21 protein-coding genes are annotated in these 22,968 nt (G+C 64.5%); 8 read left to right on the top strand and 13 right to left on the bottom strand.

The features are described 5' to 3' along the window. Positions 1-69: 69 nt before the first annotated feature. Together ACFPQ5_RS24255 and ACFPQ5_RS24260 are read right to left on the bottom strand one after the other, a co-directional pair. Positions 70-489: a GFA family protein gene (locus tag ACFPQ5_RS24255; RefSeq protein WP_379761626.1), complete on the bottom strand. Its 420-nt coding sequence runs from the start codon at positions 487-489 to the stop codon at positions 70-72. A gap of 39 nt (positions 490-528) precedes the next feature. Further along, positions 529-1,032, bottom strand: a complete 504-nt coding sequence (locus ACFPQ5_RS24260) for a YqaA family protein (RefSeq protein WP_379761628.1) — start codon at positions 1,030-1,032, stop codon at positions 529-531. Positions 1,033-1,212: 180 nt separating this feature from the next. Here ACFPQ5_RS24260 and ilvA point away from each other — a divergent pair, with 180 nt between their 5' ends. The 5 genes from ilvA (at position 1,213) to rapZ (ending at position 6,716) form a co-directional block, all read left to right on the top strand. Beyond that, positions 1,213-2,745, top strand: a complete 1,533-nt coding sequence (gene ilvA / locus ACFPQ5_RS24265; protein WP_379761630.1) for a threonine ammonia-lyase, biosynthetic — start codon at positions 1,213-1,215, stop codon at positions 2,743-2,745. A gap of 319 nt (positions 2,746-3,064) precedes the next feature. After that, entirely contained in the window at positions 3,065-3,895 is an 831-nt protein-coding gene (gene queF, locus ACFPQ5_RS24270; RefSeq protein ID WP_379761632.1) for an NADPH-dependent 7-cyano-7-deazaguanine reductase QueF, read from the top strand. Positions 3,896-4,239: 344 nt separating this feature from the next. Further along, on the top strand, positions 4,240-4,722 hold the full coding sequence (locus tag ACFPQ5_RS24275) for a PTS sugar transporter subunit IIA (RefSeq protein ID WP_379761634.1): 483 nt from the start codon (positions 4,240-4,242) through the stop codon (positions 4,720-4,722). Between the two features lie 43 nt (positions 4,723-4,765). Further along, on the top strand, positions 4,766-5,701 hold the full coding sequence (gene hprK, locus ACFPQ5_RS24280) for an HPr(Ser) kinase/phosphatase (protein ID WP_056345175.1): 936 nt from the start codon (positions 4,766-4,768) through the stop codon (positions 5,699-5,701). Between the two features lie 151 nt (positions 5,702-5,852). Beyond that, positions 5,853-6,716 carry an RNase adapter RapZ gene (rapZ, locus tag ACFPQ5_RS24285; RefSeq protein ID WP_379761637.1) on the top strand — a complete coding sequence of 288 codons (864 nt, stop codon included), beginning with the start codon at positions 5,853-5,855 and terminating at the stop codon, positions 6,714-6,716. A 181-nt stretch (positions 6,717-6,897) separates the two neighbouring features. On the opposite strand, the gene ACFPQ5_RS24290 is transcribed toward rapZ, so the two are convergent. The 8 genes from ACFPQ5_RS24290 to ACFPQ5_RS24325 all read right to left on the bottom strand — a co-directional run bounded on the left by ACFPQ5_RS24290 (position 6,898) and on the right by ACFPQ5_RS24325 (position 13,587). Further along, a complete protein-coding gene (locus ACFPQ5_RS24290; RefSeq protein ID WP_379761639.1) occupies positions 6,898-7,983 on the bottom strand; it encodes an enoyl-CoA hydratase/isomerase family protein in 1,086 nt (361 codons plus the stop codon). Between the two features lie 116 nt (positions 7,984-8,099). Beyond that, positions 8,100-8,456, bottom strand: a complete 357-nt coding sequence (gene hpf / locus ACFPQ5_RS24295; protein WP_136219999.1) for a ribosome hibernation-promoting factor, HPF/YfiA family — start codon at positions 8,454-8,456, stop codon at positions 8,100-8,102. 63 nt (positions 8,457-8,519) lie between these two features. Further along, complete coding sequence (locus ACFPQ5_RS24300; protein ID WP_379761642.1) at positions 8,520-9,986, bottom strand: RNA polymerase factor sigma-54; 1,467 nt, start codon at positions 9,984-9,986, stop codon at positions 8,520-8,522. Between the two features lie 25 nt (positions 9,987-10,011). Then, a complete protein-coding gene (gene lptB, locus ACFPQ5_RS24305) occupies positions 10,012-10,773 on the bottom strand; it encodes an LPS export ABC transporter ATP-binding protein (protein ID WP_379761644.1) in 762 nt (253 codons plus the stop codon). Further along, the gene (gene lptA / locus ACFPQ5_RS24310; protein WP_379761646.1) at positions 10,773-11,393 is read right to left on the bottom strand and encodes a lipopolysaccharide transport periplasmic protein LptA; all 621 of its coding nucleotides are present in this window, start codon (positions 11,391-11,393) and stop codon (positions 10,773-10,775) included. Before lptA ends, lptB begins: the two co-directional genes overlap by 1 nt. Positions 11,394-11,407: 14 nt before the next feature. After that, positions 11,408-12,010 carry an LPS export ABC transporter periplasmic protein LptC gene (gene lptC / locus ACFPQ5_RS24315; RefSeq protein WP_379761648.1) on the bottom strand — a complete coding sequence of 201 codons (603 nt, stop codon included), beginning with the start codon at positions 12,008-12,010 and terminating at the stop codon, positions 11,408-11,410. Positions 12,011-12,032: 22 nt separating this feature from the next. Continuing rightward, positions 12,033-12,563, bottom strand: a complete 531-nt coding sequence (locus tag ACFPQ5_RS24320) for a KdsC family phosphatase (protein ID WP_379761650.1) — start codon at positions 12,561-12,563, stop codon at positions 12,033-12,035. A gap of 1 nt (position 12,564) precedes the next feature. Beyond that, a complete protein-coding gene (locus tag ACFPQ5_RS24325; protein WP_379761652.1) occupies positions 12,565-13,587 on the bottom strand; it encodes a KpsF/GutQ family sugar-phosphate isomerase in 1,023 nt (340 codons plus the stop codon). 85 nt (positions 13,588-13,672) lie between these two features. On the opposite strand from ACFPQ5_RS24325, the gene ACFPQ5_RS24330 reads away from it, so the two are divergent. After that, on the top strand, positions 13,673-15,652 hold the full coding sequence (locus tag ACFPQ5_RS24330; RefSeq protein WP_379761654.1) for a monovalent cation:proton antiporter family protein: 1,980 nt from the start codon (positions 13,673-13,675) through the stop codon (positions 15,650-15,652). Positions 15,653-15,809: 157 nt separating this feature from the next. Here the strand turns inward: ACFPQ5_RS24330 and ACFPQ5_RS24335 are convergent, their stop codons facing one another. From ACFPQ5_RS24335 to ACFPQ5_RS24345, 3 genes are all read right to left on the bottom strand, one after another. After that, positions 15,810-16,928, bottom strand: a complete 1,119-nt coding sequence (locus tag ACFPQ5_RS24335) for a DUF484 family protein (protein ID WP_379761656.1) — start codon at positions 16,926-16,928, stop codon at positions 15,810-15,812. A 98-nt stretch (positions 16,929-17,026) separates the two neighbouring features. After that, positions 17,027-17,872 carry an MOSC domain-containing protein gene (locus ACFPQ5_RS24340; protein WP_379761658.1) on the bottom strand — a complete coding sequence of 282 codons (846 nt, stop codon included), beginning with the start codon at positions 17,870-17,872 and terminating at the stop codon, positions 17,027-17,029. Positions 17,873-17,990: 118 nt separating this feature from the next. Further along, positions 17,991-19,982, bottom strand: coding sequence for a PhoX family protein (locus ACFPQ5_RS24345; protein WP_379761660.1), 1,992 nt, complete (start codon positions 19,980-19,982; stop codon positions 17,991-17,993). Positions 19,983-20,130: 148 nt separating this feature from the next. On the opposite strand from ACFPQ5_RS24345, the gene ACFPQ5_RS24350 reads away from it, so the two are divergent. Both ACFPQ5_RS24350 and ACFPQ5_RS24355 read left to right on the top strand, forming a co-directional pair. Next, positions 20,131-20,568, top strand: a complete 438-nt coding sequence (locus tag ACFPQ5_RS24350) for a helix-turn-helix domain-containing protein (protein ID WP_379761662.1) — start codon at positions 20,131-20,133, stop codon at positions 20,566-20,568. Then, the gene (locus ACFPQ5_RS24355) at positions 20,565-22,952 is read left to right on the top strand and encodes a VIT domain-containing protein (RefSeq protein WP_379761664.1); all 2,388 of its coding nucleotides are present in this window, start codon (positions 20,565-20,567) and stop codon (positions 22,950-22,952) included. Before ACFPQ5_RS24350 ends, ACFPQ5_RS24355 begins: the two co-directional genes overlap by 4 nt. The last annotated feature ends 16 nt before the right edge of the window (positions 22,953-22,968 follow it).

The following is a 22,968-nucleotide window of genomic DNA, read 5'->3' on the forward strand; positions in this document are numbered from 1 at the left end:
CAGCCCGCGTGCATCGAAGATATGCCCACCGTCTGTCCTACCCGAATCGCCTGGGCTGCGCGAACCAGTTCAGGATGAGCGCTTCGGTGCGGCGTCGAAGTGCCTGGCCGATTCGGACACACTCAGCCAGGGCAGCTTGTTCTCGCAATAGATCGCGATGCCCGGCGCCAGCGCCTCGTGCCCCTGGAGGGTGCCGAGATACACCATGGCCAAGCCCCGGTAAGTGTGCGGATTGGCATTGAATACCGGCGTGCCGCAACGGCGGCAGAAGTGCCGCGTGGTGCGCTCCGTGACCGGGTAACTGGCAAGCGCCTCGTCCTGTGCGGCGAGCTCGAGCTCCGCTTCCTTGACGACGACATAGGAAGAAAACGGCGCGCCCGTCATGCGCCGGCACATGCCGCAATGGCAGGCGACGACTTGCAGTGCCGGGCCCGTAATCCTGTATCGAATATCGCCGCATGTGCAGTTGCCGGAAGACGCCTGGTGCATCCTGCTCTCCTGTTGTCAAAATGATGACAGAAGTCTAACTCAACCGGTTACCTGCGTGATCATGTCGCCGACCCGCTTCCAGAAGCCGTCCGGCACGTAGAGCAGCGCCGCCGTCATGGTCAGGTAGCGCCCGAACTTCCCGATCGCCATGTACATCACGCTCGGCCAGAACGGCAAATGCAGCCAGCCCGCCAGCGTGCACAGCGGATCGCCGATCCCTGGCACCCAGGACAGCAGCATGGTCTTCGACCCATACTTCGCCAGCCAGCCGAACCAGCGGCTCTGGCGCTCGCGCGCAAAGGCGATCTTGGCGCGGTAGCCGATCAGGTAATCGACGGCGCCGCCCAGGGTATTGCCGACGGTGGCGACGAGGATCGCCGGCCAGAACATGGCCTCGTTGGCCTTCACGACGGCGAACACGGCGGGTTCGGAGCCGAGCGGGACCAGGGTGGCGGAAACGAATGCGATGAGGAAGACCGACGTGAGCCCGACTGTGGGAGCGGCGAGGACCTTGAGCAGCCAGAGGACAGCGGTTTCGATCATCGGTGAGGATTCGTCAGTTGGAGGCGTCCATTATAATGAGGAAAAAACATCGCCCCGACACGATACGATGTGCCTGCAATCCAGGCTTTCGTCTCGCACTGCAGCCCGGTCACCCGCCACGGTTATCAGTCTCGCGTCACAGGAACCAGGACACTGGCCACACACTTTCCTATCCCGACCATGACTATCGACTACCTGAAGAAAATCCTCACCGCGCGCGTCTACGACGTCGCCGAGGAAACGCCGCTCGAACTCGCTCCTACCCTGTCGCAGCGCTTCGGCAACCGCATCTATTTCAAGCGCGAAGACATGCAAAGCGTCTTCAGCTTCAAACTGCGCGGCGCCTACAACAAGATGGCGCATCTGTCGCAGGAAGCCCTGAAGCGCGGCGTGATCTGCGCTTCGGCCGGCAACCATGCGCAAGGCGTGGCCCTGTCCGCCGCCCGCCTCGGCTGCCGCGCCCTGATCGTGATGCCGACCACCACGCCGCAGGTGAAAATCGACGCGGTGAAAGCGCGCGGCGGCAATGCGGTGGAGGTCGTGCTGCATGGCGACTCCTATACCGACGCCTACAACCACGCAATCACGCTCGAGCGCGAACAGAAGCTGACTTTCGTGCACCCCTTCGACGATCCGGACGTGATCGCCGGCCAGGGCACGATCGGCATGGAAATCCTGCGCCAGCACTCCGGCCCGATCCACGCGATTTTCGTCGCGATCGGCGGCGGCGGCCTGATCTCGGGCATCGGCGCCTACGTGAAAGCGGTGCGCCCGGACATCCGCATCATCGGCGTGCAGTCGATCGATTCGGATGCGATGGCGAAAAGTTTAAAAGCGGGCGAACGCGTCACGCTGCCGGACGTCGGCCTGTTCTCGGACGGCACCGCGGTGCGGCTGGTGGGCGAGGAAACCTTCCGCGTGGCGAAGGAAGTCGTGGACGAGATCATCCTGGTCGACACCGACGCGATCTGCGCGGCGATCCAGGACGTGTTCCAGGACACCCGTTCCATCCTCGAGCCGGCCGGCGCCCTGGCGGTAGCGGGTGCCAAGGCCTATGTCGAGCGCTCGCAGATGGCGCGCCAGCCGATCAAGAACGAGTCCCTGGTGGCGGTCGCCTGCGGCGCCAACATGAATTTCGACCGCCTGCGCTTCGTGGCCGAACGCGCCGAACTGGGCGAGGCGCGCGAAGCCATGTTCGCAGTGACGATCCCCGAGCAGCGCGGCAGTTTCAAGCGCTTCTGTTCATTGGTCGGTCCGCGCAACGTCACCGAATTTACCTACCGCATCAGCGACGAGCGCCAGGCGCATGTGTTCGTGGGCGTGCAGGTCGGCAGCCGCGGCGAGTCAAGCCTGCTGGCGCATACCTTCGAACAGCACGACTTCGCCACGCTCGACCTGACCCACGACGAACTGGCCAAGCTGCACGTGCGTCACCTGGTGGGCGGAAAAAGTGCGCTGGCGCGCGACGAGCTGCTGTACCGCTTCGAATTCCCCGAACGCCCGGGCGCCCTGATGCGCTTCCTCGACAGCATGGCGCCGAACTGGAATATCTCGCTGTTCCACTACCGCAACCAGGGTGGCGACGTGGGGCGCATCCTGGTCGGCCTGCAGGTGCCGAGCGGGGAGATGGACGAGTTCCGGCAGTTCCTGGCGACGCTGGGGTATCGGTATTGGGATGAGACGGCGAATCCGGTCTATAAGCTGTTCTTGTGATTGCGGCCGGTGATACGTCCGTAACGCGTGGGCTCGGGGAGCCCACCCTACGGTGTACCGCCACCGCGGACTTCGTCCTTGACCGTCGTGTATCGTACGGGGTCATTGATGCCAATGGCATCAATGACGGGTTCACCGGGCTCTCCGAGCCCACGCGTCACGCGGCCCCAGAAACCTCGCATCGTTTCAACCCTGCGTTGAAGCCGAAATGTCGCGTAACACACTGGACACGCATACAGTCCCTAAAAGGTGTACGATACCCCGCTTTGCCGCCGCCGGGCCGGCAGTCTTTCGCAGCGCCGGCCATCGAGACGAAACCATGAACAATACCCCCGATCAATCGCCACTCGGCAAATCCTCCGCCTACCAGACCCAGTACGCCCCGGAACTGCTGTTCCCGATTCCGCGCCAGCAAAAGCGCGACGAGCTGGAAATCCAGGGCACCCTGCCCTTCTTCGGCCTGGACATCTGGAACGCCTACGAATTGTCGTGGCTGAACATGCGCGGCAAGCCGCAGGTAGCGATCGCGACCGTCAGCGCACCGGCCGATTCGCCGAACATCGTCGAATCGAAGTCGTTCAAGCTGTACTTGAATTCCTTCAACCAGACCCGCCTGGCCGGCCCCGAGGCTTTGCTGGCGCTGCTGCGTGAAGACCTGTCGAACGCTTTCGGCGCACCGGTCCACATCACCCTCACCGAGCCCGAAAACTTCGGCAAGCTCAAAATGGGCGAGCTCGAAGGCCTGTCGCTGGACCGTCTCGACATCGAGATCGACAATTACGCACCGGCGCCGCACCTGCTCACCGCCAATTTCGAGGAAGCGCCGGTCGAGGAAACCCTGGTGTCGAACCTGCTGAAATCGAATTGCCTCGTCACCGGCCAGCCGGACTGGGGCAGCGTGCAGATCGAGTACGCCGGTCCGCAAATCGACCAGGAAGGGCTATTGCGCTACCTGATCGGCTTCCGCGAGCACAACGAATTCCACGAGCAATGTGTCGAGCGCATCTTCATCGACATCCTGCGCCAGTGCAAGCCGAGCAAGCTGGCCGTGTATGCGCGCTACACCCGCCGTGGCGGGCTCGACATCAATCCCTGGCGCGCGAATTTCAGCACGGGACGTCCGCACAATTTGCGCGGCGCACGCCAGTAAGCTGAGTCGTCTTTCTGTCGCCTTCCAGCCACAGAAACTGACGAAAAAACAACAGTCGCAGCCTATGATCAGCCTGCACAAGTTTTAGGCAAATGTGGGGAAAACACGGCGAATATGTCGTCTATCCCCTGTTTCATCCAAGAGGCATGGATTTTCGTATCGGAAATTGCGTGGACCCTTGCGTAAGCGCAAACAGCGCTCACGACACTGCTGGCTGAAAGGTCGAAATAGGCCGGCGACAGGCGTAGCATACCGACGCGAAATCGAATTACAGGGCCAAAAAACAGGCCTATAATTCCGCTCCGCAAGTCGGCCCCCGTGCGCCGCAACATGAAAAGCGTGAAATGACCAATCTGAGCAAAATCCTCTCTCTCGATAACGTCCAGCTCGACATCGAAGTGTCGAGCAAGAAGCGCGCCTTCGAACAGGCCGGACTGATTTTCGAGAACAACTGCGGGATCGCACGTTCGACCGTCACCGACAACCTGTTCGCGCGCGAGCGCCTCGGTTCGACCGGTCTCGGCCATGGCGTGGCCGTGCCGCACGGTCGCATCAAGGGCAGCAAGAGTCTGAAGCAGCCGATCGCCGCCTTCGTGCGCCTGGCCTCGCCGATTCCCTTCGAATCGCCGGACGGCCAGCCGGTCAGCCTGCTGTTCTTCCTGCTCATTCCCGATCACGTGACCCAGCAGCACCTGGAAATCCTGTCGGAAATCGCGGAACTGTTCTCGGACGAAGCCATCCGCACGGCGCTGGCCACCGATACCGATCCACGCTCGATCCACGAACGTATTATCAACTGGCAACCTAGCTTGCAGGCCTTGGGTTAAACTCGGGGGAGACCTTCCTCCCTCCAGTTTCCCTGACGACGCCATGCTGCAGACTCCGCTTACCATCCAACGGCTGTACGACGACAACCGCGACAGCCTGCAACTGGGCTGGTTCGCCGGCTTTCCCGGCGGCGAGCGGCTGATCTCCGGCGACGTCGCCTCGGCCGCCGACCAGGTCGGCCACCTGAACCTGATCCACCCCGGCCGCATCCAGGTCTTCGGACACCAGGAACTGAATTACTACCATCGCCTCAAATCGAGTTCGCGCAGCCACGTGATCGGCGAACTGATCGGCGGCGGCCCGCCGGCCCTGATCATCGCGCAAGGCCTGGAAACCCCGCCCGACATCCTCGCCATCTGCGACGAGCAGAACATCCCCCTGTTCTCGACGCCGCTGCCGGCCGCGCAGGTGATCGACTTCCTGCGGGTCTACTTATCCAAGAAATTGGCCCAGCGCGTGATCATGCACGGCGTCTTCATGGACGTGCTCGGCGTCGGCGTCTTGATTACCGGCGACTCCGGCCTCGGCAAGAGCGAACTGGGCCTGGAGCTGATCTCGCGCTCGCACGGGCTGGTGGCCGACGACGCCGTCGAATTCTCGCGCATCGCCCCGAACATGATCGAAGGCCGCTGCCCGCCGCTGCTGCAGAACCTGCTCGAAGTGCGCGGCCTGGGCCTGCTGGACATCAAGGCGATTTTTGGCGAGACCGCCGTGCGCCGCAAGATGCGCCTGAAACTGATCGTCCACCTCGTCAAACGCGGCGTGCTGGACGAGGAAGTCGAGCGCCTTCCTTTCCACTTTCCGACCGAAGAGGTGCTGGGACTGCCGATCCGTAAGGTCGTGATTCCCGTTGCCGCCGGCCGCAACATCGCGGTGCTGCTCGAGGCCGCGGTGCGCAACACGATCCTGCAGCTGCGCGGGATCGATACGCTGCAGGAATTCATGGAGCGGCAGAGACAAGCGATGAGCGGAGATTGAAACACGACTCATCGTTCCGCGTGGGCAGAGACTGCCCACCTTACACCGCGCATTCTCCACTAACTGGCGTGATCGGAACGCATGCACGCCTAACCGGTCAAAAATGGGACGATCGGCGACAAAGCGCTAACGGTTGCGGTATCATCGGGCCATGCACATTGTTCTCATCACCGGTATCTCCGGTTCGGGCAAATCGGTTGCCCTGAACGTTCTCGAAGACGCAGGTTACTACTGCGTCGACAACCTGCCGCCGGCCTTACTGCCGCATCTGGTGAAGGCCGTCTCAAACGAAGGCACGGGCAAGCTCGGCGTCGCGGTCGACGCGCGCAGCTCTGAATCCCTGACCGAACTGCCGCTGACGGTGCGCACGCTGAAGGAAGAAGGCCACCAGGTCAAGGTGCTGTTCCTGACGTCCAGCACCCATTCCCTGGTTGCCCGTTTCTCCGAAACGCGGCGCAGCCACCCGCTCTCGCACACCCTGCGTCCCGGCGAAAACCCGGCCTCGCGCCGCACCCTGATCGAATGCATCGCCGAAGAGCGCGAGCGCCTCGGCGCCATCGAGCAGCTGGGCCACGTGATCGACACGTCCGAGGCCTCGGCAAATAAGCTGCGCGCCTGGATCAAGGAGCTGGCTGAAGTCCAGCACGCGCCGCTGACCCTGTTCTTCGAATCCTTCGCCTTCAAGGTGGGCGTCCCGCTCGACGCCGACTTCGTGTTCGACGTGCGCGCGATTCCGAATCCGTATTACGACCTGTCCCTGCGCCCGCTGACCGGCAAGGACGCTCCCGTGATCGCCTTCCTTGACGCCCAGCCGAGCGCGACCGAGATGCTGAACGACATCTGCAAGTTCGTGGAGAAATGGCTGCCGTCGTTCAAGACCGATAACCGCAGCTACCTGACGGTGGCGGTGGGTTGCACGGGCGGGCAGCATCGCTCGGTGTACATGGCCGAGCGGCTGGCGGCCTACTTCGGCGATACGGAACGCGTGGTTCTGCGGCATCGCGAGCAGTCTTAAAAACCCGCGGCCTTAACGCTTTTGTAGGGTGGGCACACCGTGCCCACGCGGTCGTACCTGTGCGCACCGCTCGGCGTCGGTCACCACCAACACTGATCAAATGGGGCGTCCGCGTGGGCACGGAGTGCCCACCCTACGGTTCTCTTGACGCGGATTCCGCGTCAAGTGCGCGTCCATATCGTTAGTCCAAATGCCGCAACGGGTGCGCGTGATCCGGCCACACCGGCGCGAAGAAGGCATCCACCATCTCGGGCGTCACCGCCTCCAGCGACGGCGGATTCCACTGCGGAGCATTGTCCTTGTCGATTACCAGCGCGCGCACGCCTTCCAGCACTTCGCCGTGGTCGAAATTGCGGCGCACCAGCGAGCGTTCCATGCGCAGGCAGTCGGCCACGTCGAGCGACGCGCCACGCTGCAGCATCTCCCAGGTCACGCACATCATCAGCGGCGAACGCTGGCGCATCGCCCCCACGGCCTTCTGCAGGAAGGGATTCTCGTCCTTTTCCAACGAGGCCATGATGGCGGCCACCGAGCCGGCACCGAAGTGGGTGTCGATCGCGGCGCGCTGCGTTTCCAATACGCTCTGGCCCGCGTCAAGGGCAAATGGCGCGGCGAAGGCCCGGATGGCGTCGGCCAGCTGCGCACCCGGCGTCGCGTCGATCAACGCATTCAATTCCCCCAGCTGCGCGCTCGGAATAAACACGTCGGCCAGGCCGACATACAGCGCATCCGCCGCACCGATCGTCAGCCCGGTCAGGCCCAGGTAATTGCCCAGCTGACCAGGCGCGTGCGACAGGAAATGGCTGCCGCCGACGTCCGGGAACAGGCCGATGTTCACTTCCGGCATCGCCATCTTCGTGCGCTCGGTCACGATGCGCAGGCCGGTCTCAGGGCCGCCCTGGGCGATGCCCATGCCGCCGCCCATCACGACGCCGTCCATAATCGCGATATACGGTTTCGGATAGAAATGGATCAGGTGATTCAGCGCGTATTCCTCGGTGAAGAAATCTTCCAGCAGCGCGCTGCCGCCCGTCGGCGTGGCATGGCCGGCTTCGTGGAAGAAGCGGATGTCGCCGCCTGCGCACAGGGCTTTTTCGCTGCTGCTGCCGAGCACGACCGCGGACACGGTCGCGTCGTCGCGCCAGGCCAGCAGGATGTCGGCGAGGCGGCGCACCATCGCCAGGGAGAGGGAATTCAGGGCCTTCGGGCGGTCGAGCGTGATGACGCCGGTGCCGTTGGCAACGCGGGTGAGGACGTGGTCGGTCATGGTCAGCGCAATAGATGAAAAGACATGCATTTTACCCAAGCCCGCCTACGCCGCGCACAAAATGAAAAGGGCGCCCTTCCGGCGCCCTCGTTCAGACGGTGCTTGCTTGCCGAGAATTACATCGCGGCAGCGGCCTCTCCGCCTTCAGGCAGGCGCTTGAGCGCCTCACGACTATGGTCCTTCAACATCGTCTTGTATTTCATTACCTGGCGGTCGAGCCGGTCCATCAGGAGGTCGATCGCTGCGTACAGGTCTTGCGCCACACTTTCCACATGCACCGTCTTGCCGGAGACGCGCAGGTTGATCTCGGCCTTTTGTCGTTTGTCTTTTTCAGTCAGGTTGTCGATCGCGAGGATGACATGGGAATCGATCACTTGATCGAAATGGCGGGTGATGCGTTCCAGCTTGTTCTGTACGTATTCACGAATGGCGGGGGTGACGTCGAGGTGGTGACCGCTGATAGTGAGATTCATACACACTCCTTTGAAAAGTGAGCGGCGCCCGCGCCGCGCAAGGAGTGCGCATGGGGGCCGCTGTTACAAGGATTTGCGGAGACTGACGGGAGGAATCTTGAGTGCCTCGCGGTATTTTGCAACCGTGCGGCGCGCAATGACCATGCCTTGTTCACCGAGCATTTCCGCGATCTTGCTGTCGGATAATGGGTTCTTTGGGTCCTCTGCTCCTGTCAGTTGCGCAATGAGCGCCCGTATCGCCGTGGACGATGCTTCGCCCCCCGCTTCGGTGGCGACATGGCTTCCGAAGAAATACTTCAGCTCAAACATGCCGTGCGGGGTCAGCATGAATTTCTGAGTTGTTACCCGAGAAATAGTGCTCTCGTGTAGACCTAGTGTATCAGCTATCTCGCGAAGCACAAGGGGACGCATGGCAACCGCGCCATGGCTGAAAAAGTTCTTCTGGCGCTCCACAATTGCCTGCGAAACACGCAGGATCGTGTCGAAGCGCTGGCGCATATTTTTAATCAACCACTTCGCTTCCTGCAGCTGCGCGCTCATCTGGCCTTCGCCTTTTCCCTGCTTGAGCAGGTTGGCGTAGACGTTGTTCACACGCAGGCGCGGCATCACCTCGTTGTTCAGCGAGACGCTCCAGCCGTTCTTCGATTTGCGGACAATAACGTCCGGAACGACATAGTCCGAGACGCTCGATGCGAAGGCCGCGCCGGGATGCGGATTGCACTGGCGGATCACGGCCTGCGCTTCGCGCAGGTCTTCGTCGTCGCAGTCGAGCGCCTTTTTCAGCTTGGTGAATTCGCGCTGCGCGAACCAGTTCAGGTAACCCTCGACGATCTTCAAAGCCATGCGCCGCGTCACCAGCGGCACGCCGGGCATGGCGCGGATCTGCAGCGCCAGGCACTCGGCCGCGCTGCGCGCACCGACGCCGACCGGATCGAGGCTTTGCACCAGCGCCAGCGCGCAGCGCAGTTCGTCCATCTCGACTTCGAGTTCGCTCGGCAGGCGCGCGTGAATTTCGTCGAGCTGCTCTTCGAGGTAGCCGTTGTCGTCGATGGCATCGATCACCAGTTCGGCCAGCGCGCGGTCGCGCGCCGAGACGGCGGTGACGCGGATCTGTTCGCACAGGTGCTCGCGCAGGGTCACGCCCATCGCGCCCAGCTGCGGACGGCCGTCGTCGTCGCCTTCGGCATTGCCGCTGCGAGAAAGGTCGCCCCACTCGCCCTCGGCTTCGCCGCGTTCGACGTCGCCGCCCTCGCCGCCTTCCGGCGCATCGGGGGCAGGAGCACCTTCTTCGCCGTTCGGCGCAGGCGCTTCGCTCGGTGCCGGCGCGGCATTGATGGCGCCGTCGGCCAGCAGGCGAACCGAGTGGTCGAGCGGATCGTCGAGCCGTTCGAGCAGCGGGTTATCCGACAGGATCTGCTCGATCTCCTGGTGCAGTTCGAGCGTGGAGAGCTGCAGCAGGCGGATCGACTGCTGAAGCTGCGGCGTGAGCGCCAGGTGCTGCGAAGTCCGGAGTTGCAGGGATTGTTTCATGGTCCGCTTAGGTTCTGATCCGTTACTACATGCGGAAGTGTTCGCCCAGGTAGACGCGCCGTACCGACTCGTCCGCGATGATGTCGTCGGGACGGCCCGACGCCAGCACGGCGCCCTGGTTGATGATGTAGGCGCGGTCGCAGATGCCGAGCGTCTCGCGCACATTGTGGTCGGTGATCAGCACGCCGATGCCGCGCTCCTTCAGGAAGCGCACGATGCGCTGGATCTCGATCACGGCGATCGGGTCGACGCCGGCAAACGGTTCGTCCAGCAGCACGAAGCGCGGATTGGTCGCCAGTGCGCGCGCGATCTCGACGCGGCGGCGCTCGCCGCCCGACAGCGACAGCGCCGGGTTCTCGCGCAGCTTCTCGATCTGCAGTTCGGCCAGCAGCGAATCGAGGCGCTCGTCGATGGCGGCGCGGCTCAGCGACTTGCCGTTCTCGTCGTGCTGCAGTTCGAGCACGGCGCGGATGTTGTCTTCGACGGTCAGCTTGCGAAACACCGAGGCTTCCTGCGGCAGGTAGGACAAACCCAGTACCGCGCGGCGGTGGATCGGCAGGCTCGAGATATCGGTGCCGTTGATTTCGATCGAGCCGGCGTCCGACGGCACCAGGCCGACGATCATGTAGAACGAGGTGGTCTTGCCGGCGCCGTTCGGGCCGAGCAGGCCGACCACTTCGCCACAGCCGACCTCCAGGGACACGTCGCGCACGACCAGGCGCTTGCCATAGCTTTTTTGCAGGCCCCGTACGACCAGGGTACTGCGGTTGTCGCGTGCATCCTTCATTATTTCTTTCCTGCCGCTGCCGGCGTTGCTGCCGGGGTTGCCGGTACGGCTGCTGCAGGCGCTGCTGCGGGGGCGCCCGTTGCAGTACGGCGCGGCGCGATGATCAGGGTGCCGCGGCCGCCGCCGACCTTGCTTTCGCCGCTGGCGTCGTTGCGCACGGTCGCCACTTCGCGCCGGCTGTCGTACGAGATGTAGGCGCCGTCGATCTGGTTGGTGAGGCGGCTGTTTTCCAGCTCCTTCACGACCGCCTTCGAGAACAGCTTCACCACTTCCACGCGCTCGTCGTATTCGATGCGCTCGGCTTGCCCTTCCATCCAGAGGTCAGGTCCGCCGTCGCGCTTCTGGCGGAAGGTCGCGACGCGGCCCGGGCCCGAGGTGAGCGTGACGTTCATGTAGCCTTCCGGCGTTTCCTTCACCAGGGCGCGGTCCGATTTCATGACCAGGGTGCCGCGCGTGAGGACCACGTTGCCGGTCAGGATGCGCGTCTGCGTGACTTCGTCGACGTCGAGCGAGTCGAAGTTGATGACGGCCTGCTTGAGCGAGTCGGCGCGCTCGGCGTGGGCTGGCGAGAGCGACAGCGAGAGCAGGGAAACGAAGGCGGCGACAGCTATTTTTTTCATTGGGGTCGTTCCTGTTATTGGTTGGGTGCGGCGCTCTGGCGCGGCGGATAGACGATCGTGCCGCGCCCGCCCAGGTGCAGCTTCTGGGTCGGATTCTCGGCCACCAGGCCGACGGCGTTGACGGAAGCGGCGCCGAGCGTCATCTGGACCGGGCGATTCGTCTTGACGATCTCGTCGTCGGCCAGCACGGTCAGGGCCTCGGTCCTGGCGCGCAGCGCTTCGCTGTTGGGCGTGGCGGGACGCGCGATGTCGACATTGCCCATCAACTCGACGCGGTTCTCGCCGTGGTACACCTGGCCGCGCTCGGCGTGCATGGTCATGCGCGGACGGCCCGGCGCCATGCTCTCCACGACCGGCTTGCTCACTTCGGAGACATCGTTGTCCGGATGGTGGGCCAGGCGCTCGCCCGACATCACGTAGCGCGGCACACCCTGCTCCGTCATGCGCACGAAGCTGAAGTTCTCGACGATGTAGTCCGGCTCGTTCAGGTTGTTGCCGACCCGCGCGGGATCCTCGGCCTGGATCGCCTGCAGCAGCCAGAAGCTGCCGAAGGCGAAGAACACGGCCGTCAGCATGAGCGCCAGCAGGCGCCAGCGGTGCGCGGTCCGTTTGTTCACGTAGGTCGCCATCCGTTCAGGCTCACGCAAAGTAAGGCGCAAGCGCCTGCTCGTAGGTGCCCTGTGCGCGCATCACCATGTCGCACACTTCGCGCACGGCGCCGCGGCCGCCGCCGGCTTTCGTCACGTAGTGCGCGCGGTACTGCACTTCCGGATGGCCGGTCGGCACGGTGACGGCGAAGCCGACTTTCGTCAGCAGCGGCAGGTCGATCACGTCGTCGCCGATATAGCCGCACTGCTCGGCCGTGACGCCGGTCTGTTCCAGCAGCTCGGCAAACGCGACGCGCTTGTCGTGGTGGCCCTGCCAGACGTGGTTGATGCCCAGGTCGCGCGCACGCGCCAGCACGATCGGCGATTTTCTCGCGCTGATGATGGCGGTGATCACGCCCGTCTTCTGCAGCAGCTGGATGCCCAGGCCGTCGAGGACGTTGAAGGTCTTGGTGATCTCGCCGTCGGCGCCATAGGTCAGGCTGCCGTCGGTCAGGATGCCGTCGACGTCGAAGATCATGACTTTGACGCGCGCGGCGCGGTCCATGTGTGCCAGGGGAGTCATATCAGATCACCTTTGCCCGCGTCAGGTCGTGGATGTGCAGGGCGCCGACCAGCACGCCCGCTTCATCGACCACCAGCATCTGGTTGATGCGGAATTCTTCCATGATCGCCACCGCGTCCACCGCCAGCTGCTCCGGCTGCACGGTGCGCGCGCCGACGTGCATGACGTCGCGGATCGTCAAATTGGAAAAGTCCTGCACGCGCTCGATCAGGCGGCGCAAGTCGCCGTCCGTGAACACGCCCAGCGGCTTGAAGGCGGCGTCGACCACGGCCGTCATGCCCATGCCCTTCTGGCTCACTTCCAGCAGCGCGCGCGTGAGCGGCACGTCCGGCGTCACGGCGGGAATCGCCTCGCCGCTGCGCATCACGTCGCGCACGTGGGTGAGCAGGCGCCGGCCCAGCGCGCCGCCCGGATGCGAGCGCGCGAAATCTTCCTCGCGAAAACCCCGCGCATCGAGCAGGGCCACGGCCAGGGCATCGCCCAGCGCCAGCGTCACGGTGGTGCTGGCGGTCGGCGCCAGGTTCATCGGGCAGGCTTCCTTGCTGACGCCGACGTCGAGGTGCACGTCGGCCAGCAGCGCCAGGCGCGACTTCGGTTTGCCGGTCATTGCGATCAGGGGCGTGCCCATGCGTTTTACCACCGGCAGGATGTCCATCAGCTCGGACGATTCGCCGGAGTACGAAATGGCGATGAACACGTCCTTCCCGGTCACCATGCCCAGGTCGCCGTGGGCGGCTTCGCCCGGGTGCACGAACATGGCCGGGGTGCCGGTCGAAGCCAGGGTCGCCGCGATCTTGCGCGCGATGTGGCCGGACTTGCCCATGCCCGACACAACGACGCGGCCGGTGCACGCGTACATCAGGCTGACGGCGCGGGCGACGCTGTCGTCGGCGTCCAGCCGTGCGTGCAGCGCCAAAATGGCGTCGGCTTCGATGGTCAGGGTTTCGCGCGCCAGCTCCAGTACGCGGCGCGACTGGTTGTCGTCAAAACTGTTCAGCATTGTTTTTTCATCGGTTACACTCATTCTGGAAGTATAAACGAATTGGGAAAGCAAAAAACTTGCCAGACGTACTAAACAACGCTTGTCTTACACAAAGTAACCAATCTGCATGGCATCCGGACTCGAACTGACCCTGTTGTTGCTCGGCAGCGCCGTCCTCGGCGTGGTCGTGTTCCGCAGCCTGCACCTGCCGCCGATGCTGGGCTACCTGGCCGTCGGCGTGCTGATCGGCCCGCACGCCTTCGGCCTGGCCGCCGAAACCCATTCCACCCACGCGCTGGCCGAATTCGGCGTCGTCTTCCTGATGTTCTCGATCGGCCTCGAATTCTCGCTGGCGCAGCTCCGCGCGATGCGCCGGATCGTGTTCGGCCTGGGGCTGGCGCAGGTGGTGCTGACCATCGTCGCCACCGTCATCGGGGGACTGTTCATCGCGATGTGGGCGCCGCTGCTGCACATCAGCTGGCAAGCCGCGTTTGCGCTGGGCGGCGCGCTGGCGATGTCGTCGACCGCCATCGTGGTCAAACTGCTGACCGAGCGCCTGGAACTGGAAAGCGAGCATGGACGGCGCATCATCGGCATCCTGCTGTTCCAGGACCTGGCCGTGGTGCCGCTGCTGATCCTGATCCCGGCACTGGCCAAGGACCCGGAAAACCTGGTGAAGACCCTGGCCTGGGCCGGCGTCAAGGCGGCGGCCGTGCTGGCCCTGCTGCTGTTCTTCGGCCAGAAGCTGATGCGCAGCTGGTTCACCATCGTCGCCAAGCGCCGCTCGCAGGAGCTGTTCATGCTGAACCTGTTATTGGTGACGCTGGGCGCGGCCTGGATCACCGAGCGCGCCGGCCTGTCGCTGGCGCTGGGCGCGTTCGTCGCCGGCATGCTCATTTCCGAGACCCAGTTCAAGCACCAGGTCGAGGAGGACATCAAGCCTTTCCGCGACGTGCTGCTCGGCCTCTTCTTCATCACGATCGGCATGCTGCTCAACGTGCAGCTGGTTCTCGAGCATTGGTGGCTGGTGCTGCTGTTGCTCTTTATTCCAGTCCTGTTGAAATTCGCGCTGATCGCGGCACTGGCGAAAGCTTTCGGCTCCTCCGACGGCGTCGCGATGCGCACGGGCCTGGCGCTGGCACAGGCCGGCGAATTCGGCTTTGTGCTGCTGAACCTGGCCTCGGGATCGGAGCTGATCGACCCCTTCCTGATGCAGCTGGTGCTGGCCTCGATGGTGTTGTCGATGCTGGTCGCGCCTTTCGTGATCGCCAAGTCCGACCAGATCGTGATGAAGATCGCGTCCAACGAATGGATGATGCAGTCGCTGCAGCTGACCCAGCTGGCGAGCCGCACGATGGCGGCGCAGAAGCACGTGATCCTGGCCGGCTTCGGGCGCAGCGGCCAGAGCGTGGCGACCCTGCTGTCGGACGAAAAGCTGCCCTGGTATGCGCTCGACCTCGATCCGGAACGGGTGCAGGAAGCGCAGGCGGCCGGCTCGAGCGTCTCGTACGGCGACGCCGGTCGGCGCGAAGCCCTGATCGCGGCCGGCATTAATCGGGCAAGCGCATTGGTGATCACCTTCGCCGACACCCGCGCGGCGTTAAAAGTGCTGCACCTGGTGCACGAGCTGGCGCCCTCGCTGCCGGTGATCGTGCGCAGCCACGACGACAGCGACCTCGAACTGCTGCGCCAGGCCGGCGCGACCGAGGTGGTGCCGGAAGCGCTGGAGAGCAGCCTGATGCTGGCCTCGCACGCGCTGGTCGTGGTCGGCGTGCCGCTGCGCCGCGTCGTGCACCGCGTGCAGAGCGCGCGCGACGAACGCTACGCCTCGCTACGCGGCTATTTTCACGGCGCCAGCGATCTGATCGAGGATCCGGAGCACACCTATGTGCGCCTGCATTCGGTGGTGCTGAACGAGGACGCGCAGGCGGTCGGGCGGCGCATCGGGGAATTGGGACTGGACGAGCTGGGCGCCGAGGTCAGCGGCATCCGGCGCGCGCGGGTGCGGATCGAGCCGGCGGCGGAGACGGAACTCAAAGCAGGCGACGTCGTGGTGTTGCGTGGGTCGGGTGATGCGGTAACGCGAGCCGAGGGACGGCTGCTTTAAACGCGGTATCCACCGAAGGGACGTAAGGTGGGCGGGTCTCCCGCCCACGCGTTCAAGAGACGGATGAATATCGCGACGCGGCTGCGCATCTGCTGGCTGAACGCGTGGGCGGCACTACCGCTAACGATATTCGAATACGCGGGTGTAGCCGACCACCCTACGCCGTGACCACGCGATTGCGCCCTGCTTCCTTGGCCTGATACAAGGCTCCGTCGGCCGACGCCACCAACTGCTGCGCCACCCCTTCGATCGCATGATCGCGCGCATAGTCGTCCAGCGTGGCCACGCCGATCGACACCGACACATCCAGGCACTGCCCGCCCGCCAGGTCGAAGGGCTTGTCGGCCACGCCGGCGCGGATGCGGTCGGCCACCATGGCGGCGGCCTGCAGGTCGGCGTTGATCAGCAGGACCACGAACTCTTCGCCGCCGAAGCGCGCCAGCGCGTCCGAGACCCGCAATTCCATCTTGATGCGCGCCGCCACTTCGCGCAGCACGTCGTCGCCGGCCTGGTGTCCGATCTTGTCGTTGACCTGCTTGAAGTGGTCGACGTCGATGAACATGAAGGAGATGCGGTAGTTCTGGCGCTGGGCGCGCGCAATCTCTTCGACCAGGCGCCGGTCGATGTAGCGCCGGTTGTAGACGCCGGTCAGCGGATCGGTCAGGCCGATGTACTTCAGCATCTCGTTGCTGATCACGTTTTCCAGGCAGATCGCGATGATCGAAGCCATATGCTCGACGAAGTCGGTGCCGAGCGCCGCGGTGAAACGCTGCAAATCGGTACTGCCCAGGTTCAGGCTGCCGATCAGGCGTTTATTGCGCAGGAGCGGCACCAGGGCCACGCTCTGCAGGCCGGCGGGCGGATGCGGGAACATCGCGCCATGTTCGACGCGATCGTAGGGACCGAGGCGCGGACGCGGATGCTCGCCCGGCTCGAAGCCGAGTTCGACCGCGTGCTCGCAGAACAGCAGGTTCGGAAAAGCTTCGAAATCCACGCCCAGCTTGTGCATCACCGTGTAGATGTCGGCGTCGGTGTCGACCAGGGACAAGGTCACGCTGTCGAGATCGGAAATGACGGGCAGCAGGCGGAAGATGGTGCCGACCAGCTGCGGAAAATTCGAAGCGCCGACGATCTCGAGGTCAAAGGCCTGGTGGCGCGACATGATCTCGTGGTTGCGCTGGGCTTGCTCCATGACATAGCTGATCCGCGCGCGCAGGGCTTCGTTCTCGGCAACGAGGTCGCGCAAGTTTGGCGATGCAAGATCCGGCTGGTGCATGAAGATTCCTTTTAGCAATAGCCGTTACATTACGTGAGTTTTTATCGCTTGCAAACGGAATTGCCGATTTTTTCGTTCTTGCCAGCCGGAGCGCAGCCTTAAAACGACAGGGTGACCTCGAACGACTGCCCGACGCGGAGAACGCCGCCCTCCCCTTCGCGCACGATGCAGTTCATGCCGACGCAGACGGCGCCGTCCAGGATCGCCTTGGTGCGCCAGGATTGCAGGATGTCGAGCGGATCCGGACCGGGAATGCCGGTGGCCTGGTCGATGGCGGGAATCGGGCAGCGCGCGCAGGGTTTGACGGGCTTGATCAGGATGTCGCCGGCCTGCAGCGACTCGGTGTAGTCCTCTTCGAAGGGTTCAAGGCCCTCGACCACCAGGTTGGGCCGGAAGCGGTCCATCGGCAGGGCGTCGCGGCCGGCGGCGCGCATGCGGGCGTTGATCTCGTCGAGCGCGGACTGGCCGATCAGCAGCAGCGGATAGGCGTCGGCGAAACGGGCGCTGGAAGGCGCGCCGCCGGTCCATTTTTCGCTGGTCGGACGGGCCAAGTCCGGTTTGAAGCGTACCAGGCGGCAGCTGGTGTGCAAGGCTTCGCCGAACCAGGCGGCGGCCCCGTCGCCGCAATCGATGGCGTCGACTTCGTCGTCCCAGATCTGGACGCGCAGGGTGCGCCTGCCCTGCTCCAGTTCCAGTGGCAGGCGCAGCGGCGGCATACCAGGCGCCGTCACCAGCAGGGAGCCGCCATCGACGCGCGGCACGATGGTCGCCATGCGCGGGCACTCGCGCTGGGTCAGGAACTGGCCGTCGGTCGTCACCAGCATCCATTCGCGGTCGTGTACGCCCAGTGCGGACAGGCCGGAGACGGTGGCGACGGCCTCGCTGACCGGCATGGCGGCGCAGGATTTGATCGGGTAGAGGATGAGCTGGGAGAGCGTGGCCATTGGTGCGCGCGTCGTGTCGGGGGCCGACAGTATCGCATCAATTGGCCGCGTGGATGCTGGCCGTGTAAACGCGTGGAGTCAGGACTCCACGCGGTACAGCGTCAACGACAACGCGCCATCACGCCTTGGCCAATTTCGTCTGGCTCAGATCCGCCGTCAGATACCCCACCGCCGCGCCGAACTTGTCCTTGTAGTTCGCCCGCACCAGCGGATCGAGCGTCGGCTTGACCACACTGTGAATCGAGCCCCAATCCCCCGCGTGCTGGAAGTTACTCATGATGTAGGTCCAGCCATTCAGTTCATCGACCGCATGCAGCCCGGTCGACTCGCCGCCCGCCGGAATCGACATCACGCGCGACAGTACCTTGGTGTCGACGTTGTACGCCCACAGGAAGTTGTTCACGTGCTGGCCGCTGTCCTCGCCGATGAACAGGGTGCGCATCTTTTCCGAAAATTTCAGATTGTCCGGATTGCCGATGCGGTCCGGATTCGCCGTATTGCCCAGCGCATCGGCCGCGATGTCTTCGCCGGTGATCAGCGCCTTCAGGTCGACCGGCATCCATTCGCTGTCGATCGCCGCGCCGCCCAGGTCCTTCTGGCCGCCGGCCAGTTTCAAGGCCATCACGGCGCCCGCGTTCAGCGCCTTCGGGATCGAGACGCCGTTGCCGGCCACGTTCAGCGCATTCCCCGCCACCATCGAGCTCTGGCAGTTCTGCAGCGCCGAGTAGGCGATCTTGTCCTTCGCGTTGACGGTCGTGCCTTCCATTTTGGTGAAGCCCATCGAGGCGCCGACCAGGGCCGCGTAGCGGTGGGTTTCGAGGAAGGCGGCGGCTTTTTCCATGCCCGGTTTCAGCTTGATCCATTCGATCGCGCCATTCGCCGCGACCCTGGTGAAGCTGGTGTCCTGCGGGTCGGTCGTGCGCACGTCCATGATGTCGATGGCTTTCAGCGAAGCGGCCAGCGCGCGGATTTCAAGACTGGTGGCAGAACCGAGCCTGATCCAGGTGAGCGGCGCGGCCGCGGCGGCCGGGTCGAGCGAGAAGCCGGCGCCGACTTTCGCGACATACAGGGTGCCGCTCGACAGATCCTTCTCTTTGTCGGCGACGAAGACGAAGTAGCCGCTGTTGGTGGCGTCGTCGCCCATCAGCACCGTTCTCTGATCGGGCATTACCTGCACCAGTTCGTGCGAGATGCGGCCCAGGCAGAAGTGTTTTTTGATGGAAGCGCTGCCGTCGGCGTTGACCGTAATCTCAGGCAGGTGGCCGTAGTTGTAGGGATTGGCCGTGGTCTCGCTGCCATACAGGTTCTTGCTGAAGGCTTTAAATTGCGCGTCGCTGGCGGCCGTAAAAGCGTTCGGCTCGTACTCCTCGCTCGACAAATGGGTGCCCCAGGGCGATAGGCTGGCGCCGCAGGTGATCCACAGGCCTTCGACGCTCGAGGTATCGACGTTGTGGTACTTCACGAGCGTCAGCTTGCCGGTCGCCTGGTCCTGGTCGAGGGTCAGCACGCCGATCGGCGACGGCAGGCGGCCATACATGCCGGTCTTGCCGTCCTGGGCGAAGGTCGTGTACTCGAACTGCACCACCGCGAACACCGGCTTGCCCTTCACGCCGGCCACGTTCGCGTTCGGCACGGTGAGCAGCGAGGTGCCGTCCGGCGCATCCGAGAAGAACTGGCGCTCCTTGCCGGCCACCGTGGTATCGATGATCGGCTGGTTGCGGATGTCGTAGTAGCCGCCGGCGAGGATGCTGCCGCCGCTGCCGTTCGGGACGGGGTCGCCGGTGATGAAGAAGGGTTGGTAGGACAGCTTGAAATCGAGCTTGCTGCTGTCGCTGAAGTTCACGCTCATGGTCGAACCGACCGTGTTGGTCGCCATCGCGGCGGCGTTCGCCAGGTTTGGCGCGGCCATCGAGCTGAAGGTGACGGAGCTCAGGGTGACGGCCGGCACGACGGGTGCGACCGGGGCCACCACATCTGGCGCGTCGTTGTCGCTGCCGCCGCCGCAGGCGGTCAATAGCGAAGCGGCGGCCACGCTACCCAGCGGCAGCATCGGGGCGGCGCCCAGCATGCGTAAGAGGCGGCGGCGGGACAGTTCAGGGGTCGGGGTCATGCGTCGTTTCTCCAGTGTTTGCAATCAGGTCGGACACGGCTGCTGCCGCGTTTCATGCAGCGCAGGATAGGGGAGCGGTATGTCAGCTTGATGACAGCATCCAGCCAGCCGCTTGCATTAATACACAATTACTGTTTTAATAAACTGCATGAATACGAACGACGATCAGCTGCCCCATACCCTGTCCGAGCTGTGCATCCTGGCCGACCTGCCGCCGCGCACAGTGCGCTATTACGTGCAGATCGGCTTGGTTGACCGGCCGCAAGGCGAAACGCGCGCGGCGCGCTACGGCACACGCCAGCTCGAGCAACTGCTGCTGATCAAAAAATGGACTGCCGCCGGCTTGTCGCTCGAGCGCATCCGCGAGCTGCTGCATGGCGCCGAAGCACCGGTACCGCAGCGTCCGCGCAAGCCGGGATCGGTCGAGGTATGCAGCCATCTCCTGGTCGCCGACGGCATCGAAGTCGTCATCGAACCGGGCCGTGCCGGCCTGTCGCCGGAACAGGTACGCCAATTCCTGGCGGGCGCCATGGCGCTTTACGAACAACTGACAACAGGCCGTCCGGCCGAAGGGGACAACACATGATTGCCAGCAGCCACGCACGGCTCGTTTCACGCAACGGGGGGCGCACCGTGTTCGACGGCATGCGGATCAATGGGCGCGTGCAGGGCATGCTGCTCGAACTGTCGGCCGTCCTGTCTTTCCGCAATTCAGGCCCGGAACATATCGAACTGGTCTACAGCTTCCCCCTGCCGGCCGAAGCCGTGCTGTTGTCGACGACGGTACGCCTGGGCGAACGGCGGCTGGAAGGCATCGTTGTCGAAAAACGGGAAGCCGGCGCGCGCTATGAGGACAGCCTGGCCGATGGCGACGCCGCGATCATGCTCGAACAGGCCCACGACGGCAGCTATTGCCTCAATATCGGCAATCTCGCTCCTGGCGAAACCGGGGAGATCACGCTGCGCTATGCCCAGGCGCTGCGCTTCGAGGGCGAGGGCTTGCGCGTGTGCGTGCCGACCGTGATCGCACCGCGCTACGGCGATCCGCTGATCGATGCCGGCCTGGCGCCGCACCAGGTTCCGGAGCACGACGTGCTTGCTCACTATCCGCTCGGACTGGCGCTGGAACTGGGACGCGGTTTCGACGGCGCCACCATTGCGTCGCCAAGTCACCGCATCGGCGTACGTTCGCATGCGGAGGGCACCAGCGTGAGCCTGCAAGGCGACGCCGCACTCGACCGCGATTTCGTGCTCACGCTGGCCGGCCTGCCCCATGCCTCCGGCGCCATCGCCGCACCCGACCCGGTCGCGCCCGGGCAGTTCGCAGTACTGGCCGGTTTCCGGTCGCGCCACGACGCGGCGGCTGCCATCGCGGTGCGCGTCAAGATCCTGGTCGACTGCTCCGGCTCGATGGCCGGCGACAGCATCGACGCCGCGCGCAAGGCGCTTCAGGCAGCGATTGATGGATTCGGCGCAGGCGACCGCTTTTCGCTGTCGCGCTTCGGCGACACGGTCGAGCACCGCAGCCACATGTTATGGAAAGCAAGCGAAGTCTCCCTCCTCAGCGCCCGCCGCTGGAGCAACGAACTCAGGGCGGACCTGGGCGGTACCGAAATGGAACGGGCGCTCTCTTCGACCTTCGCGCTGGAGGCCGGCATGCCGAGCGACGTGCTGCTGGTGAGTGACGGCCATATCCATGCGATCGACGCAGTCATCGCCGCAGCGCGCGCTTCCCAGCACCGGCTGTTCATCGTCGCCATCGGCAGCAGCCCTTCCCAGGAGAACCTGCGGCGGCTGGCAAGCGCGACTGGCGGCGCGGTCGACTTCGTGGCGCCGGGCGAAGACGTGGAAGCGGCGCTCGGACGCATGTTCGCCCGGCTGCGCTCGCCGCGGCTGGACGCCCTGCGCCTGGCCTGGTCCAGTGGCCGCAGCGCCGCATGGTCAAGCCTGCCGGGCGCCGTCTTCACGGACGACACGGTGCACCTGTACGCACTGGTCGAGGGCGATGCTGCCGGCGACGAATTGCGCCTCTACGGCCGCGACGCCACAGGGACCGAACATGAAATCGGCGCAGCGGCAATCGTGACGGCGCCCGACGACGGCATGCTGGCCCGGATGGCTGTCCATGCGCGCCTGCACTGCGATGACGCGCCTGCCAGCGGCGAGCGCACACGCCTGGCCTGCGCCTATGGCCTGGTGACGGAACAGACGAGCTTCCTGCTGACGCTTGAACGCGTGGCCGGCGAGAAGGCGCAGGACATGCCGCGCCTGCAGCAGGTCGCGCAGATGCTGCCGGCCGGCTGGGGCGGCGCCGGATCGGTGCTGCGCAGCGGCGCACTGCACCAGCCAGCGCTCTGGCGGCGCGAGTCGGCGTCGGCAGCAATAAGCTTTGCATCGAACGTAGCCCCGTACAATGCAGTGCCGATGTTCAGGAAAGCTGATTCGGACCTGCGCGCGAGCATGCCCGACCAGCGCCCGTCACGCTCGCTTGCCCGGCGCATCGCAGGCTTCTGGCGCGCCAGCCCCCTCCCTGCTTACCTGTCGCCGCTCGTCCTGCACCGGATGCTGGCAAGGACGCCGTGTGCATTGTGGGATCGCAGCTACGACGAATTACTGGCGTCGGGGCTGGACCCCGCACTGGTGACCTGGCTGCGCAATCAGTTCGGCACGACTTGCCTGGAAGAGGAAGTCGTCGCCAGCTTCCTCTGCTGCATGGCGCAGCCGGAGATGCGCCGAACGCTGTCCAGCCTGCCGGAGCGTCCCTTATTAACCGTAGCCAGGCTGGCCAGGCTGCTGCGCCGGTCCCGGCCGCGCGCCCTGCCGGCCGCGGCGAACGTCGATCTCGTTGCGCGCATGGCGCAGGCGCTGGCTGGGGTGCGCGCGGACAGATGGCCTCCACTCTTGCCGCTCCAGCCAGCAAGCGCGGATATGGGCGTAACACGCTGGCGCAAACGGCAACGCGCGGCATGAAAAAGCCCGCACGCGG

It is taken from the genome of Massilia suwonensis, from assembly GCF_042655665.1.
Lineage (GTDB): Bacteria > Pseudomonadota > Gammaproteobacteria > Burkholderiales > Burkholderiaceae_D > Telluria > Telluria suwonensis.